A 15819-nucleotide genomic window follows, 5' to 3' on the forward strand; every position below is an offset into this window, starting at 1 on the left:
GGAGTTAGCTATGGAGATCATCGGTCTGCTCGTCGCCGGCCTCATCATCGGGCTGCTGGGCAAGCTGGTCGCCCCTGGCGACAAGGACAACATCCCGATCTGGCTCACCCTGCTCTGCGGCATCGGCGGTGTGCTCATCGGCTACTACGTGAGCGGCGCGCTGGGCGTCGACTCCACCGACGGCATCGACTGGATCCGGTGGATCATCTCCATCGTCCTGGCTGCCGTGCTGGTGATCGCGGCCTCCACGCTCACCGGTCGCAACAACCGCGCCGTCCGCTGATCGCACTCCCCGGGGGACGCGGTCGGGCTCAGAGCTCGACCGCGTCCCCCGGGGCCAGCCGGGCCATCGGCGTCGGGGTCCCCGGACCCCGCTCGCCGAGCAGGCCCGAGACGACGCCGAGGCCGGCGTCGTTGAGCAACCCGTCGTGGATGGCGTAGGCCTGGTCGGCGTCGACGGCGCGCACGTACTCGATCACCTCCGCGGTCCTCGACCACGGGGCGTGCAGCGGGAGCAGCAGGGTCGCGACCGGATGGTCGGGGACGGTGAAGGCGTCCCCCGGGTGGAAGACGATCCCGCCGACCAGGAAGCCGATGTTGGCGATCCGCGGGATCTCGGGATGGATCTCCGCGTGCAGTTCGCCGTGCACCTGCACCTCGAAACCGGCGACCGACACCGCGTCGCCGTGACCGACGACGTGCACCCGCCCGCCCAGGCCGCCGAGCTGGGCGGCCACCGACTTGTTCGTCCAGATCTCCAGCGCCGGATCGGCGTCCAGGGCCGCCTGCAGCCGGTCGGGCGCGAAGTGGTCGGGGTGCTCGTGGGTGACCAGCACCGCCGAGGCGCCCTCGAGCGCGCCCGGATCGGTGAAGGCGCCGGGATCGATCACCAGCCGGCGGTCGCCGTCGCTGAGGGCGACACAGGCGTGGCCATGCTTCGTCAGCTCCATGACGGCATCCTGCACCGGCGGCAGCGGGACCGCGTGGGGGGCCGGCCTCCCCCTTCCGGGGGAGACGACGGCACGGGCACTGCTCCGGCGCGGCCGGGATGCCGACGTCCTCCCCATGATGCTGCAGACCACCGTGCACGTCGCCGCGCTGGGCCGCGCTCAGGGGCGGACCGAGGCGCTCTGGCACGCGGTCGAGCTGCACCGGCCCGTCACCGAGATCGACGGCGCCTGCGAGCTCACGGTCTGCGGGTCGCTGGCCCGCGTGACCCCCGAGGAGTCGTGGCCGCGGACCGGCGGCGACGTGTGCCCGGCCTGCGACGCCCTCACCGCCTGACCCCGTCCGCGCGGGTGCCGCGGATCACCTCCCGGTGAAGACCGGGGGGCGCTTGGCCAGGAAGGCCTCGACGGCCTCGCGGTGATCGGCGGTCCGCCCGGCGGCCCCCTGCAGGCGTGCCTCCAGGTCCAGGGTCTCCTCGAGGGAGTCCGTGGCCGCGGTGGCCAGGACCTTCTTCACCGCCCGGTAGGCGACGGTGGGACCGGCCGCCAGGCGCGCCGCCAGGGCGTGAGCCTCCGCGTGCACCCGCTCCGGGGCGACCACCCGGTGCACGATGCCCCACTGCGCCGCGGTCTCGGCCTGGAACGGCTCGGGGAGCAGCAGCAGCTCGGTGGCCCGTGCCCCGCCGACGCAGTGCACCAGCCGGGAGGCCACCGCAGAGTCGCTGGACAGCGCCACGCCCGTGAAGGCGGTGGTGAACTTCGCGCCCGCCGCGGCCACCCGCAGGTCGCCGGTGAGTGCCACGCCCAGCCCGGCGCCGGCGCACGCGCCGTTGATGCCGACGACGAGCGGCACCGGCAGCCGCGAGAGCGCGAGGATCAGGGGGTTGTACTCCTCCACGAGCACTGGCAGCGGCGCGTCCGGGTCCGCCGGTGGCTCCTCCGCCGCCCGGCGGGCCCGGGACTCGTTGAGGTCCTGCCCGACGCAGAACGCGCGACCCGTGCCGGTGAGCAGCACGGCGCGCACCGACTCGTCGGCGGCGACGTCCCTGACGGCGGCCAGCAACTCCTTGCGGGAGGTCGACGAGAGACCCGGCCGCAGCATGGTGATCGTGGCGACCCCGGCGGAGTCCTCCCTGGTCACGGTCTCGGGCATCGTCGTCCGCCTCTCGTGCGCAGTCCTCGTCCAGGCTCCCGTGGCCCACCTTGTCACGGCTCGGTGCGCCGCCACCGGGCGCCGGGCGCCGTGTCTCCGTGGTGACGCAGCGCATCCGACGCGCCCGAGCCGTCGGATGCGCTGCGTCAGACGGCGGATGATGGGAGGGCAGCGCCCCCCGGTGCGCCGGCGGCCGTGCCTGGAATGTGTAGGTACGCCCCGAGGTGGACAGGGAGGGCACGGGGGAACGTCGAGTGGACCCCCGGGCCGGCTCCGGCGGCCCGCCCCCTGCCCCAGCCGGCGCGATGGAACGAGGAGTGCCCCCCGTGGTCGAACCAGGACGACGGTGCCTGGGCGACCGCTACGAACTGCACCAGATGATCGCCGCAGGCGGCATGGGGCAGGTATGGCGCGGTCACGACATCGCGCTGCACCGGACCGTCGCGGTCAAGGTGCTCCGCAGCGAGTACACCGGCGACCCGACCTTCCTCGCCCGGTTCCGGGCCGAGGCCCAGCACGCGGCCTCCCTCAGCCACCCGAACATCGCCGCGGTCTTCGACTACGGCGAGGAGACCGCCCAGGACGGGACCGGCGAGACCCTCGCCTACCTGGTGATGGAGCTGGTCGAGGGAGAACCGCTCTCCGCGCTCCTCACACGGGAGGGGGCGCTCGGGGCCGAGGCCACGTTGCCCCTGCTGCAGCAGACCGCCCTCGCCCTCGCCGAGGCGCACCGCATGGGGCTCGTCCACCGGGACGTCAAGCCGGGCAACATCCTGGTCCAGGCGGACGGCACCGTGAAGATCACCGACTTCGGCATCGCCTGGTCGGCCCGCAGCGTGGCGCTGACACGCACCGGTCAGGTCATCGGGACGCCGCAGTACCTCTCCCCGGAGCAGGCGGAGGGCCGCCTGGCCTCGCCCGCGAGCGACGTCTACGCACTCGGCCTGATCGGCTACGAGTGCCTGACGGGGCATCCGGCCTTCGACGGCGACAACGCCGTGACGATCGCCCTCAAGCAGGTCCAGCAGGAGCCCGAGCCGCTGCCCCACCGGCTGCCACCGGGCGTCCGGACGCTCATCACCAACGCCCTCGTCAAGGATCCGGCGGCCCGCATCCCCGACGGGGCCGCCTTCGCCGCCGCCATCGACGACGTCGTCGCCGGCCGGGCACTGCCCGCCACGGCGACCCGCGAGGTGGCGAACGTCCCGCCGGTGGACGTCGACCCGCTGCCCGACGAGACGGTGCTGCGTCCGCCCGCCCCCCGGCGCGGCCGAAGGGTGGCGCTCGCGGTCCTGCCCCTGGTCGCTCTGCTCGCCGGCGCGGGCATCGCCGCAGGGGTGCAGCAGGCCATGTCGGACGGCCCACCGACGTCCACGGCGGAGGCCGCCGAGCAGCGCGACGCCGGCAGCATCGTGCTCGACTCGTCGGACTACGTGGGCCGGCCGGTCGGCGAGGTCGCCGACCGCCTGGCGGCCCTCGGCCTCGTCGTGGAGCTGCGGTCCCAGGTCACCGAGGACGCCGCCGCCGACCGGGTCACCGGCGTCGCACCCGCGGGCAAGGAACTGCGCGCCGGGGACTCCGTCGTCGTGCGCTACGCCGTCCCGCCGTCGCGGGCCGGCGAGCGGAGCGGCGGCGCCGCCATCACCGAGGTGGCCGGCGGGGACACCCCTGCTCCCGAGCCGGTCGTCCCGGCCGACGGGGGCGAGCCCGCGCCCGCGCCCGAGGACCCGGTCGAGCCGACGCTCCCGGGCGGCACCCCCACCCCGACCGCGACCGCGACCGCGACCGGCGGGCCGTCCACGCAGCCGACGACCTCTCCCAGCGCCACGGCGACGTCGACGTCCTCCCCGACGACCGGCACGTCCACGTCGCCGTCCACGTCGTCCCCCACGACGACGACTCCCTCGGAGCCCGTACCCCCGCAGTAGCGGCCGGTCGCGCGGACCTCAGCTCTTGCGGGCCGGGCCGGTCCACAGCGCGGCGCCGAGGCAGCCGAGCGCGGCGGTGAGCAGGAATCCCCGGTCGCCCGCGACGACGGGCAGCACGACGAGCACCCAGAAGACCGCCAGGCCGACCAGGCCGGCCGCGGCCACCCGCCAGCCGGTGTCCCCGCCCAGCCGCCGGCCGCCGGGCACCAGCGAGGCGAAGCCGGCCAGCCCCAGGGCCGTGCACACGGTGGCGAACGCCGACCACAGCGGGATCTCCGACCAGAAGGACTCCCCGCCGAACCGCAGGGTCAGGCCCAACTGCAGCAGCACGAGGGCGGCCGCTACCAGGGCCACGCCCAGCAGCGCCCTCCGGTCCCGGGGTGCCGGGCGGCCGGGGTCCGGCGACGTGGAGCCCTCGACGGGTCCGGTCCCCAGCGACTCCGGCCAGACCGAGGTGGCCCCCGTCGCGGGTGGCGGGGGGCTCGGCGGACCGGGCGGACCCGGTACGAAGCCGACCGGACCGGTCGAGTGGACGGTCTGCACCGGCGCCGGGGGAGTCGCGCCCGGGTGCGGCGGCAGCGGCTGGGCGGGCGCCGGGGTCACCACGGGGATCTCCTGGGTGGTCGGCTGCGCCGGGGTGTGCGGGCCGCCGGGCGACTGAGGGTCGGTCGAGCTCACGGGTCCTCCTCGCGCTGGGCGGTCCTCCGGCCTGTGCCGGCTCCACCAGCACGCTAGCCGGGGCGCCGGCCGGGGCAGGCAGGCGCACCGGGAGGGCCCGTCCTAGGGTCGGCCGGGTGAGCATCCGCGCCGGCATCGTCGTCACGGGCACCGAGGTCCTCACCGGACGCGTCGCCGACGCCAACGGACCCTGGCTGGCCGAGCAGCTGCGGACGCTGGGCGTCGACGTCGGCCACGTCGTGGTGGTGGGGGACCGGCCCGAGGACCTGCGCGCGGCGCTCGGCTTCCTCGCCGGCACCGGCGTTCCCCTCGTCCTGACCACCGGAGGGCTCGGACCGACCGCCGACGACCTCACCGCCGAGGTCGTCGGGGAGTTCCAGGGACGTCCCTCGTCGGTCGACCCCGCCCTGGAGCAGCGGATCGCCGTCGTCGTCGAACGGCTCATGGCCCTGCGCGGCTGGCGGGCCGACGCCGTCTCGACCGCGGCCGGCGTCCGCAAGCAGGCGCGGGTTCCAGCCGGGGCCACCGTGCTCGAGCCGGTCGGAACCGCGCCCGGGCTCGTCGTCCCGCCCGCGGACGGCCGCCCGGGCCCGGTCGTGCTGGTGCTGCCCGGGCCGCCGGGTGAGCTGCGCGGCATGTGGCCGGCCGCCCTCGCGACCGGCCCGGTGGCCGCGCTCCTGGCCGGGGCCCCGGAGCTGCGGCAGGAGACCGTGCGGATGTGGGGCACGCTCGAGGCGCAGCTGGCGGCGACGCTGCGGGAGCACGACGCCGAGCTGGACGGGCTGGAGATCACCACCTGCCTGCGCGAGGGCGAACTGGAGATCGTCACCCGCTTCGCTCCCGAGGCCCAGCCTGCCTACGACCGGCTCGTCGCGGTGCTGACCGACCGGCACGGGGACACCGTCTTCTCCACCGGGCCCGACCTCGACGCCCTGGTGGCCGCCGCCCTGACCGACCGAGGGCTCACCATCGCGACCGCCGAGTCGTGCACCGGCGGCCTGCTGGCCGGACGGCTGAGCGCCCGCCCGGGCTCCTCGGCCTACCTGCTCGGCGGGGTGACGGCGTACGCCGACAGCGCCAAGGAGGCGCTGCTGGGCGTCCCTGCCGATCTGCTCGTCGCGCACGGAGCCGTGAGCGCCGAGGTCGCCGACGCCCTGGCCGAGGGGGCGCGCACCAGGTTCGGGGCCGACGTGGGTGTCGGGATCACCGGAGTCGCGGGCCCCGGCGGCGGCACCGCGGACAAGCCCGTCGGCACCGTCCACCTCTGCGTGATCGGGCCCGGGGAACGGCTGGCCCGCGCCCTGCGGTTGCGGGGCTCGCGATCGGCGGTGCGAGAACGGTCCGTCACGATGGCGCTGCACCTGCTCCGGCAGCTCCTGCTCGGCGGCCCGCCGGCCTGACGACGGGCACACCCGCCGGGCGAGTCAGCCGTCGAGGACCGGCGGTCCGTCCGGGGCGGCTGCCTTGCTGAGCGGGGCGCCGTCGAGTCGGGCGTGGACGATCAGCCGCTGCTGCGCCGAGTACTTGGGGTGGCAGGTGGTCAGCGTCAGATAAGCCCCGGAGGGCGCTCCGCCGGCCGGCCTGCCCGGCGTCGGCGAGATGACGTCGACGCGGGACGGCCGGACGATCTGCCGCCCGGGGATGCCGCTGGGGTCGGCGTCGAAGTCTCCGGAGGCGGCGTCGCCCAGCACCCGGTAGACGAACCACGAGTCCTCGGTCTCCACGACGACGGGGTCGCCGGGGCGCATCCGGTCGAGGTTCAGGAAGGGGGACCCGCGGCCGACCCGGTGGCCTGCGACGGCGAAGTTGCCCTGCTCCCCCGGCATGGCGGTGTCCACGTAGTGGCCCGGCCCCTGCTCGAGCTGGACCTCGGAGGCGCCTTCGACGACGACGCGTGAGTAGTTCGAGCCCAGCCGCGGGATGTGCAGGATGGCGAAAGGATCGCCCAACCCGGCCTGGATCGTCCCGGGCGTGTGGGCCGGCGGGGCGGCCGGTGACCCGTCGGGCGGCGTGGGTTGCGGCACGGGGTCGGTCGGGGGGGCGGGGTCGGCCGGGGGAGCGGCGACCGTCGGGGAGTCGGCCCACTGGTCCTGGATCTGCTCGGCGAGCTGGTCCTGGGCCCGGGCGGCGAGCAGGTCGGTGACCCACAGCTGGTAGACGACGAAGAGCAGGGCCACGAGCCCCACGGTGAGCAGCGTCTGGCCCACGCCGCGGGCCGCGGTGCGCAACCAGTCGCCCCAGCGGCGCGGACGCTCCTCGCCGCCGCGGGTCTGTCTCGCGGAGGTCTCGCGATCGATGACGTCGCTCACCATCGGAATCCTGACTGCCTGCGGTGCGGGAGGGAAGAACTCCGCTCCTGGAGTGGTGCCCGGCCCGCCGCCGGGGTGGTCCCGGCGGCGGGCCGGGGTTCAGGCCGCTGCGGTGGAGCTGCGGCGGCGGCCGGCGAGGGTGAGCGCGCCTCCCGCGCCCAGGGCGATCAGGCCCAGGGTGAGCGGGAGGGACGTCTCGGCGCCGGTGTAGGCGAGCTGGTTGCTGGGCTGGGCGGACGACCGCGTGATCACGGCCCGCTTCGCCGGCGCGACCGCCGGCCTCTTGTGCTCCCGGTGCTCGGCCCGCTGGTAGGCCGGCTTCTGGTGGTCGCCGTGCCGGTGGCCATAACCGTCGTGGTGGCCGCCGATGTTGGCGCTGTCGTTGATGTCGCCGGTGACCACCTTGATGTCGACCGAGTTGCCCGTGTCGGCGTCGACCCGGCAGAGGAGCGCCTTGCACTCGACGTCGTTGTCGCCGCTGGACTGGTAGACGTCGATGTCCGGACCGGTGTCGGCGTTGGTCGACAGCGAGGTGAGATCGACGTCGATCGCGGCGTTGATGGCGGTGGTCTGGTTCCCGGCGGAGGCGCCGCCACCGCCACCGAACAGGCTGGCCGAGGCGTTCTTCGCGGTCGCGCTGGGGGTGACCGTCTGGTTGGCGGTCACGTCGCCACCGCCGCTGCCGGCCTTCTTGACGACGTCCCCGGAGACGTTCCCGGAGCCGTTGATGTCGCCGGTGGAGACGGCGACCTTCGCCTCGTTGCCGGTGTTGGCGTGGACGGTGCCGCTCCCGCCGTACGTGCTGACGTTGTTGTCGCCGCTGTTCTGGCTGACCGAGATGCTGCCCCCGGTGCTGGCGTTGGTCGACACCGAGGTGGCGCTGACCTGGGCGGCGATGTTGATGGCGGTGGTGTCGTTGCCGGCGGTGGCGCCGCCGCCGCTGCCGAGGCTGAGATTGGCGGCGTCGGCGGTGGGGGTGACGGTCTGGTTGGCCTCGGTGTCGGCGCTGGCCGCTGCCTGGCCGAGGAAGAACATGCCTCCGGCCATACCGGCGACGGCCAGGCCGTTGCGCAGTGTTCGGTTCATCGTTGTGCCCTTCGAGGATGTGCGCCGCACCGGTCGGTCCGGGGTGGAGCGCTCGTGAGTGGGTGTCGTGCGGGACGGCTGAGATCGCGGCCCCTCGGTTCGATCCGCCCGCCGCCCGGGTGGAGCCGGGCGGCGGGCGGGTGGTTCAGGCCGCGGCGGTGGAGCTGCGGCGGCGGCCGGCGAGGGTGAGCGCGCCACCCGCGCCCAGGGCGATGAGGCCGAGGGTGAGCGGGACGGAGGTCTCGGCGCCGGTGTAGGCGAGCTGCGAGCTGGGCTGGGCGGACGACGTGGTGGTCGCGGCCCGGTAGGTGACCGGAGCGACGGCCCGCTTGGCCGGGGCGGGGGCGACGGCCGGCTTGTGGTGCGCGGGGCAGTCGTCCTCGTGGTGGTAGCCCGGGGTGTGGTGGTAGCCCGGCTTGTGGTGGTCGGCGTGCGGGTGGCCGTAGCCGTCGTGGTGTCCGCCGACGTTGGCGCTGTTGTTGATGTCGCCGGTCTCGACCTTGATGTTCACGGTGTTGCCGGTGTTGGCGTGGATGTTGCAGACGAGGGCGTAGCACGTGATGTTGTTGTCGCCGCTGGTCTGGTTCACGTCGATGTCCGGGCCGGTGTTGGCGTTGGTCGTGACCTGGGTGAGGTCGACGTCGACCGCGGCGTTGATCGCGGTGGTGCCGTTCCCCGCCGTTGCCCCGCCACCGCCACCGGACAGGCTCGCCGAAGCGTTCTTGGCGGTGGCGCTCGGGGTGACCGTCTGGTTGGCGGTCACGTCGCCACCGCCGCTGCCGGCCTTCTTGACGACGTCCCCGGAGACGTTCCCGGAGCCGTTGATGTCGCCGGTGGAGACGGCGATGTGCGCCTCGTTGCCGGTGTTGGCATCGATGTTGGCCACCGGCGCGGCAGGGGAGCCGCTCTTCTGCCCGAGCGTGGCCGTTCCGTTCTGCCCGCTCTGTCCGCCGGCGGACACGTTGTTGTCGCCGCTGTACTGGCTCACCGAGATGTCGGGGCCGGTGTTGGCGTTGGTCGACACCGAGGTGGCGCTGACCTGGGCGGCGATGTTGATGGCGGTGGTGTCGTTGCCGGCGGTGGCGCCGCCGTCGCTGCCGAGGCTGAGGTTGGCGGCCTCGGCGGTGGGGGTGACGGTCTGGTTGGCCTCGGTGTCGGCGCTGGCCGCTGCCTGGCCGAGGAAGAAGATTCCTCCGGCCATGCCGGCGACGGCCAGCGTGTTGCGGGCTGTCCTGTTCATGACGTTTCTCGTCCTTCGTGGATGTGCGCGGACCCCGGTCGGGGACGTGCCGCGCGAGGTGACAGGGGATGTCGATCGGGTGCCCGGCCCGCCGCCGCGGGTGCTCTCCGGCGGCGGCGGGCGGGCGGTTCAGGCCGCGGCGGTGGAGCTGCGGCGGCGGCCGGCGAGGGTGAGCGCGCCGCCCGCGCCCAGGGCGATCAGGCCGAGGGTGAGCGGGACGGAGGTCTCGGCGCCGGTGTAGGCGAGCTGCGAGCTGGGCTGGGCGGACGACGTGGTGGTCGCGGCCCGGTAGGTGACCGGAGCGACGGCCCGCTTGGCCGGGGCGGGGGCGACGGCCGGCTTGTGGTGCGCGGGGCAGTCGTCCTCGTGGTGGTAGCCCGGGGTGTGGTGGTGGCCCGGCTTGTGGTGGTCGGCGTGCGGGTGGCCGTAGCCGTCGTGGTGTCCGCCGACGTTGGCGCTGTTGTTGATGTCGCCGGTCTCGACCTTGATGTTGACCGTGTTGCCGGTGTTGGCGTGGATGTTGCAGACGAGGGCGTAGCACGTGATGTTGTTGTCGCCGCTGGTCTGGTTCACGTCGATGTCCGGGCCGGTGTTGGCGTTGGTCGTGACCTCGGTGAGGTCGACGTCGACCGCGGCGTTGATCGCGGTGGTGCCGTTCCCGGCCGCCGCCCCGCCACTGCCACCGTTCTGGGCAGCCAGGACCGGGAGCCCCGGGATCCCGCCGAGGTCTGCCGAGGCGTTCTTGGCGGTCGCGCTGGGGGTGACCGTCTGGTTGGCGGTCACGTCGCCTCCGCCGCTGCCGGCCTTCTTGACGACGTCCCCGGAGACGTTCCCGGAGCCGTTGATGTCGCCGGTGGAAACGGCGATATCGGCCGAGTTGCCCGTGTTGGCGTCGACGGTGGAGCTCAGCGCGACAGAGGTGATGTTGTTGTCGCCGCTGGACTGGTTCACGTCGATGTCCGGGCCGGTGTTGGCGTTGGTGGACACCGAGGTGGCGCTGACCTGAGCCGCGACGTTGACGGCGAGCGTCTCGTTCTCGGCGGTCGCGCCGCCTCCGCTGCCGAGGCTGAGGTTGGCGGCCTCGGCGGTGGGGGTGACGGTCTGGTTGGCCTCGGTGTCGGCGCTGGCCGCTGCCTGGCCGAGGAAGAAGATTCCTCCGGCCATGCCGGCGACGGCCAACGTGTTGCGGGCTGTCCTGTTCATGACGTTTCTCGTCCTTCGATTCGAGTGTGTCGAGCGGAGTGGAAGGGCGCGCCACAGAGCCATGGATAGGGCGCGCAGGTGGAGCGGGGTGGTGCGAAGAACTGCCTGGGAACACGCGGTTGTGCTCAGGGGCGACCGCACTCGGTCGTGATGCGCCCCCCGTGGCGCACCGGGGCGGTACGGGCCGCGCGGGCCAGGGCCTCAGTCGGGCCGGGTACCGGGGCCGGCGGCAGGACCGCCGAGGGAGCCCGCAGGGGCCGTGCTGCGTCCCGCGCTGACGGCGAGGACGACGTCGGTGGAGGTACCGAGCACGCAGGCGAGGGCAGTGCCTGCGCCGGCGGATCCGCCCTGTCCGGCGCCCTGGCTGCCGCAGCTCGACGGCGCACCTGCGGCGGCCGGAGCGGCGGGTGCGGGGAGCGAGAGGGGCGCGGTCGGGGCGAGGGGCTCCGGAGGCTGCTGGCCGGTGGGCGCGAGCACCGGTTCGGGCGTCACGGCGGGGGCGGCGGCGACGGTGGAGCCGGCCGGCTCGGCGGTGCGGCGGGGGGAGGTGGGAGCCCCGTCGGTGCTCGTGGCAGGGAGCGGGGGCGTCGGTGCCGGCGGTGCTGCAGCGGTCCGGGCCGGCATCGCCGCTGGCGCGGGAGCGGCCGGTGGGCAGGGGCCGGCAGAGGTCCGCGAGGCGGACGTGGCGCCGTCCTTCGGTCCAGCCTTGGCGCAGGCGCCGTCGCCGGCCTGATCCGGCTGCCCGGTGGCGGTTCCCTCGGTACTGCTGGTGACCGACTCGGTCGTCGTCACCGTCGAGCCGTCCTCGGCCGTGGTCGTCGTCGTGGTGGTCGTGCTCGTGGTGGTCGTGCTCGTGCTCGTGGTGGTGGTCGTGCTCGTCGTCGTGACGGAGGTCGATCGGGATTCGGCGGTGGTGGTCTGGGTCGAGGTCGACGAGGCCGTGGTCGACGAGTCCTCGGTCGACGTCGCCGTGGTGTCCTGCTCCGCCGGCGGTGCCGAGGAACCGGCCTCCGGTGCGGCCGCAGGCTGGCCCGCGCTGGCCGGTGTCGCCGCCGTCTGCTCGACCGGCGCGCTGGGCGGCGGCTCCTCGGCGCGGGCGGTGTCGGCGGCCAGGGCCAGGCCCGCGTACACGCCCGCACCGAGGACGCCGGCGGCGAGCGTGCGCCGCCACCAGGACCTGCCGACGGCGGGCAGCGCCCGGCCGTCGTCGGTTCCTGGCTGGCGGTTCATGCTGCGCAAGCTAGGAACCGGTCCGTCTCGGCCGGTAGGGCCTCGGGTGCGTCCAAACCTCGATCCGGTGTGTCCTGGCTCACACCCGATCGGGTGAGCACGCAGAGTCATCAAGGGGGGTGGAGCAGGGTCGTACGGTTCCCCCATGAGCCCCACGCACGAGGTGACCAACCAGGTACCGCCGCTGATCGGCCACGATCCGATCGCCGGTGATGCGGCGCTGGCCGAGGCCTGCGTCCGGCACGCGGACCGGGCCACCCTGGAGTCGCTCTCCGCGCTGGGCCGGCTGGCCGGCAGCGAACAGGCCCAGGAGTGGGGGCGGCTGGCCAACGAGAACCCGCCGCGGCTGCGCACCCATGACCGGTACGGCCACCGGATCGACGAGGTCGAGTTCCACCCCGCCTGGCACGAGCTCATGCGGACCGCCGTGGAGAACGGTCTGGCCGGGGCCCCGTGGGCCGCGGGGGACGACGAGCACGCGCACGTGCGTCGGGCCGTCGGATACCTGGGCTGGACCCAGGTCGAGATGGGCCACGGCTGTCCCACGACGATGACCTACGCCGTCGTGCCGGCCCTGCGCCGGGCGCCGGAGCTCGCCGCTCGTTACGAGACCGGGCTCACCGCGACGGCCTACGAGTTCGGCCTGGCCGAGCCCTCGGGCAAGCGTGGCCTGATCGCGGGCATGGGCATGACCGAGAAGCAGGGCGGTTCCGACGTCCGGGCCAACACGACCCGTGCCGTCGCCCAGCCCGACGGGAGCTACCGGCTGACCGGGCACAAGTGGTTCACCTCGGCGCCGATGAGCGATCTGTTCCTCGTCCTCGCCCAGCTCGACGAGGGCGTGTCCTGCTTCCTCGTCCCGCGGGTGCTGCCCGACGGCACGCGCAACGTGTTCCACGTGCAACGTCTCAAGGACAAGCTCGGCGACCGATCCAACGCCTCGAGCGAGGTCGAGTTCGACGGGACGGCCGGCTGGCTGGTCGGCGAGCCCGGCCGCGGCGTCCCGGCGATCATCGAGATGGTCAACATGACCCGCCTGGACTGCGTGCTCGGCTCGGCCGCCACCGTGCGGGCCGCGCTCACCCAGGCGAGCCACCACGCCCGGCACCGGTCCGCCTTCGGCGCGCTCCTGGCCGACCAGCCGCTCATGCAGAACGTGCTGGCCGACCTCGCCGTGGAGAGCGAGGCGGCGACCGCGCTGGGCATCCGGCTGGCGGCGGCCGTCGACGCCGGTGAGGCGGCCTTCCTGCGGCTGGCGGGGGCCGCGGCGAAGTTCTGGGTCTGCAAGCGGACCCCGGGCGTGGTCGCCGAGGCCATGGAGGTGCTGGGCGGCAACGGCTACGTGGAGGACTCCGGCCTGCCTCGGCTCTACCGCCAGTCGCCGCTGAACTCCATCTGGGAGGGCTCGGGCAACGTGATCGCCCTCGACGTCCTCCGGGCCATGGGGCGCTCGTCGGAGTCGCTGGCGGCCGTGACCGAGGAGATCGACCTCGCCCGAGGGGCCGATCCGCGCTTCGACGACGCGGTCAAGCGCCTCTCCGCAGAGCTCGGGGACCCCGACCGGCTGCCGTTGCGGGCCCGTCGGATCGCCGGCCTGCTGGCGCTGTGCCTGCAGGGCTCGCTGCTCCTGCGGCACGCCCCGGCGCCGGTCGCCGACGCGTTCTGCGCGTCCCGTCTGGGAGGAGACTGGGGTGCTGTTCTCGGCACCCTGCCGGCATCGACCGAGGTCGCAGCGCTGGTCGCGCGGTCCGCGGTCGAGACTGTCGGCTGAGCCGCTGCGACCAGTAGTGTCGGGGGTGGTTCACATGCCCCTCGGCAGCGCGGTCGGGACGGATCTGTGCCGTAATCTTCCCGCGTACGCGGACGACCGAGCCAGCGGACGGAGTGCGGGCAGCGTGCATGCAGACGACGGGTCGCGGCCGGACCTCAGCACGGTCCCCGACGCCGTCTTCCGGCTCGACTCGGAGGGTCGGATCACCTACGTCAACGCGGCGGCGGAGCTCCTCCTCGAACGGCGGACCGAGGAGCTCCTCGGCCGCCGGGCACGGGACTGCTTCCCCACGGCCGTGAACTCGATCGCCGAGGAGCGCTACCGACAGGTGATCGAGGACGGCCGGGCCCGCGAGTTCGAGTATCTCTACGAACCTCAGGACCGCTGGTACGAGGTGCGCGTCTTCGCCGATCCGCCCGGCATCTCGGTGTTCTTCCGCGACGTCGACAACCGCCACCGCGCCCAGGCCGAGCGGGAGGCCGAGGTGCGCCGGCTCACCTCGGTGCTCGAGGCGCTGCCCTCGGCGACCGTCCTCGTCGACGCCGACCAGCGCATCCTCACCGGCAACCGGGCATGGGCCAGCACGCTGGCGCTGCCCGCGCGGGCGATCGGCGTCCCCGGCAGCGACTACCTCGCCGCCGTCGGGACGGGTCTGGCCCCTTCGGACTCCGCCGCGATCGCGACGGGGATCCGCCGTCTGCTGGACGCGCCGGACGGGACCGTGCCGGCCCCCTTCGACCACGAGTACCCCCGGTCGACGCCCACGACCACCGGCTGGTTCCGGCTGCAGGCCTCCCGCGTCGAGCTCTCCCGGCGGGTGGTGGTCACCCACACCGACATCACCGAGCGGGTCCGCAGCGAGCAGGCGCTCGCCTGGCGGGCCCGGCACGACGAGCTGACCGGCCTGCCCAACCGCAGCACGCTGCTCGACCTGACCGCCGCGGCGCTCGCCGCGGGCACCGACGAGGGGGGCGCCGGCGCGGCGCTGCTCGTCCTGGACCTGGACGGGTTCCAGACGATCAACGACTCGCTGGGGCACGGTATCGGCGACCAGCTGCTGCGCCAGGTGGGACACCGGCTGGCCGCCACGCTGCGGCCGGGGGACGCGGTCGGCAGGCTGGGCAGCGACCAGTTCGTCGTCCTCGCCCACGAGTGCGACGGCGCGGAGGCCGCTGCCCTGGCGTTCCGGCTGCAGGGCACCTTCACCCGCCCGTTCCCGGCGTCGGGCATCTCCGTGCCGCTGTCGGCGAGCGTCGGCGTGGCCGTCGCCCAGCCCGGCGCGCGCGACCCGCACCAGCTGCTCAGCGACGCCGACGCGGCGATGTTCGCGGCCAAGAGCATGGGCCGCGACCGGGTGCGCCTGTTCACCCCCGGGCTGCGCGAGGCGGCGCGCTGGCGGCTGGAGGTCGCCACCCGGCTGCGCGACGAGGCCATCGACCAGCTGGTCGTGCACTACCAGCCCGTCGTCCGGCTGGACACCGGCGCGGTGGAGGGCGTGGAGGCCCTGGTGCGCTGGCAGCACCCCGAGCGCGGCCTGCTGCCCCCCGACACCTTCCTGTCCGTGGCGGAGGAGACCGGCCAGATCATCCCGATCACCCGTTGGCTCCTCCGCGAGACGAGCCGGCGGGCGGCGGAGTGGGCCGCCCAGGGCCTTCCGCTGAGCATGTCGGTCAACGTCAGCGCGCGGCACTTCTCGGCCGAGACGCTGGTCCGTGACGTCCGGCTGGCCCTGCGCGACTCGGGCCTGGCGCCCGACCGGCTGGTGCTGGAGCTCACCGAGACCAGCATCGCCGAGGACCCCACCCGCGCCGAGGACCAGCTCACCGTCCTGCGGAGCTCCGGCGTCCGCGTCGCCATCGACGACTTCGGCACCGGCTGGTCCTCGCTGGCCCAGCTGTTCGCACTGCCCATCGGCACCCTGAAGATCGACCGGTCGCTGCTCGTGGCCGCCGAGCGCGTCACCGGGGGCGAGGGCGGCGCCGTGCTGGCCGCGATCGTGGCACTGACCCGCACGCTCGGCATCCGGTCGGTCGCCGAGGGCGTCGAGACCGTCGAGCACCTCCGCATGGTCCGCAGGGCCGGCTGCGACCTGGTGCAGGGCTGGTTGCTCGGACACCCCATGCCCGGCGAGGACATCCCCGCGTGGGTGCGCCAGGTGGAGGAGGCAGGGGGCGACCTCTGCGCGCTCGCCGTCGCCGGGACACCGGTCCACGCCGCCCGGTGAGCGGCCGGCGCATCGGTCGGCGGGCGACCGCTCCGGCGGGCCCTCCGGCG

Annotated in this window: 14 protein-coding genes; 7 read left to right on the top strand and 7 right to left on the bottom strand. The window is 74.4% G+C overall.

The window, feature by feature from the left end; all coding sequences use genetic code 11:
* Window positions 1–10 precede the first annotated feature (10 nt).
* A complete protein-coding gene (locus tag BN344_RS13785) occupies window positions 11–283 on the top strand; it encodes a hypothetical protein (protein WP_040338915.1) in 273 nt (90 codons plus the stop codon).
* A gap of 28 nt (window positions 284–311) precedes the next feature.
* Here BN344_RS13785 and BN344_RS13790 read toward each other — a convergent pair whose 3' ends face one another.
* Window positions 312–950: an MBL fold metallo-hydrolase gene (locus BN344_RS13790; protein WP_040338916.1), complete on the bottom strand. Its 639-nt coding sequence runs from the start codon at window positions 948–950 to the stop codon at window positions 312–314.
* Between BN344_RS13790 and BN344_RS13795 the strand changes: the two genes are divergently transcribed.
* A complete protein-coding gene (locus tag BN344_RS13795) occupies window positions 949–1284 on the top strand; it encodes a hypothetical protein (protein WP_231486807.1) in 336 nt (111 codons plus the stop codon). The two genes, BN344_RS13790 and BN344_RS13795, sit on opposite strands and share 2 nt — an antisense overlap.
* Window positions 1285–1308: 24 nt before the next feature.
* Here BN344_RS13795 and BN344_RS13800 read toward each other — a convergent pair whose 3' ends face one another.
* On the bottom strand, window positions 1309–2100 hold the full coding sequence (locus BN344_RS13800) for an enoyl-CoA hydratase-related protein (protein ID WP_040338918.1): 792 nt from the start codon (window positions 2098–2100) through the stop codon (window positions 1309–1311).
* A gap of 326 nt (window positions 2101–2426) precedes the next feature.
* On the opposite strand from BN344_RS13800, the gene BN344_RS13805 reads away from it, so the two are divergent.
* The gene (locus BN344_RS13805) at window positions 2427–4028 is read left to right on the top strand and encodes a protein kinase domain-containing protein (protein WP_155858874.1); all 1602 of its coding nucleotides are present in this window, start codon (window positions 2427–2429) and stop codon (window positions 4026–4028) included.
* Window positions 4029–4046: 18 nt separating this feature from the next.
* Here BN344_RS13805 and BN344_RS19950 read toward each other — a convergent pair whose 3' ends face one another.
* Window positions 4047–4706, bottom strand: coding sequence for a hypothetical protein (locus BN344_RS19950; RefSeq protein ID WP_040338919.1), 660 nt, complete (start codon window positions 4704–4706; stop codon window positions 4047–4049).
* Between the two features lie 116 nt (window positions 4707–4822).
* Between BN344_RS19950 and BN344_RS13815 the strand changes: the two genes are divergently transcribed.
* Entirely contained in the window at window positions 4823–6106 is a 1284-nt protein-coding gene (locus BN344_RS13815) for a competence/damage-inducible protein A (RefSeq protein ID WP_040338920.1), read from the top strand.
* Between the two features lie 24 nt (window positions 6107–6130).
* Here BN344_RS13815 and BN344_RS13820 read toward each other — a convergent pair whose 3' ends face one another.
* The 4 genes from BN344_RS13820 to BN344_RS13835 all read right to left on the bottom strand — a co-directional run bounded on the left by BN344_RS13820 (window position 6131) and on the right by BN344_RS13835 (window position 10544).
* Window positions 6131–7015: a class E sortase gene (locus BN344_RS13820; protein WP_231486809.1), complete on the bottom strand. Its 885-nt coding sequence runs from the start codon at window positions 7013–7015 to the stop codon at window positions 6131–6133.
* 99 nt (window positions 7016–7114) lie between these two features.
* Window positions 7115–8101 (bottom strand): hypothetical protein, encoded by a 987-nt coding sequence (locus BN344_RS13825; RefSeq protein ID WP_040338921.1) that lies wholly within the window; start codon window positions 8099–8101, stop codon window positions 7115–7117.
* 145 nt (window positions 8102–8246) lie between these two features.
* Window positions 8247–9341 carry a hypothetical protein gene (locus BN344_RS13830; RefSeq protein ID WP_040338922.1) on the bottom strand — a complete coding sequence of 365 codons (1095 nt, stop codon included), beginning with the start codon at window positions 9339–9341 and terminating at the stop codon, window positions 8247–8249.
* 129 nt (window positions 9342–9470) lie between these two features.
* Window positions 9471–10544 (bottom strand): hypothetical protein, encoded by a 1074-nt coding sequence (locus BN344_RS13835; RefSeq protein WP_155858875.1) that lies wholly within the window; start codon window positions 10542–10544, stop codon window positions 9471–9473.
* A 769-nt stretch (window positions 10545–11313) separates the two neighbouring features.
* Here BN344_RS13835 and BN344_RS13845 point away from each other — a divergent pair.
* The 3 genes from BN344_RS13845 to BN344_RS13855 all read left to right on the top strand — a co-directional run bounded on the left by BN344_RS13845 (window position 11314) and on the right by BN344_RS13855 (window position 15769).
* Complete coding sequence (locus BN344_RS13845; protein ID WP_040338925.1) at window positions 11314–11871, top strand: hypothetical protein; 558 nt, start codon at window positions 11314–11316, stop codon at window positions 11869–11871.
* A gap of 48 nt (window positions 11872–11919) precedes the next feature.
* Window positions 11920–13545 carry an acyl-CoA dehydrogenase family protein gene (locus BN344_RS13850; RefSeq protein ID WP_040338926.1) on the top strand — a complete coding sequence of 542 codons (1626 nt, stop codon included), beginning with the start codon at window positions 11920–11922 and terminating at the stop codon, window positions 13543–13545.
* 124 nt (window positions 13546–13669) lie between these two features.
* The gene (locus BN344_RS13855) at window positions 13670–15769 is read left to right on the top strand and encodes a putative bifunctional diguanylate cyclase/phosphodiesterase (protein ID WP_040338927.1); all 2100 of its coding nucleotides are present in this window, start codon (window positions 13670–13672) and stop codon (window positions 15767–15769) included.
* Window positions 15770–15819 lie beyond the last annotated feature (50 nt).

The organism is Candidatus Blastococcus massiliensis AP3, assembly GCF_000582785.1.
In the GTDB taxonomy this organism is placed as follows: domain Bacteria; phylum Actinomycetota; class Actinomycetes; order Mycobacteriales; family Geodermatophilaceae; genus Blastococcus; species Blastococcus massiliensis.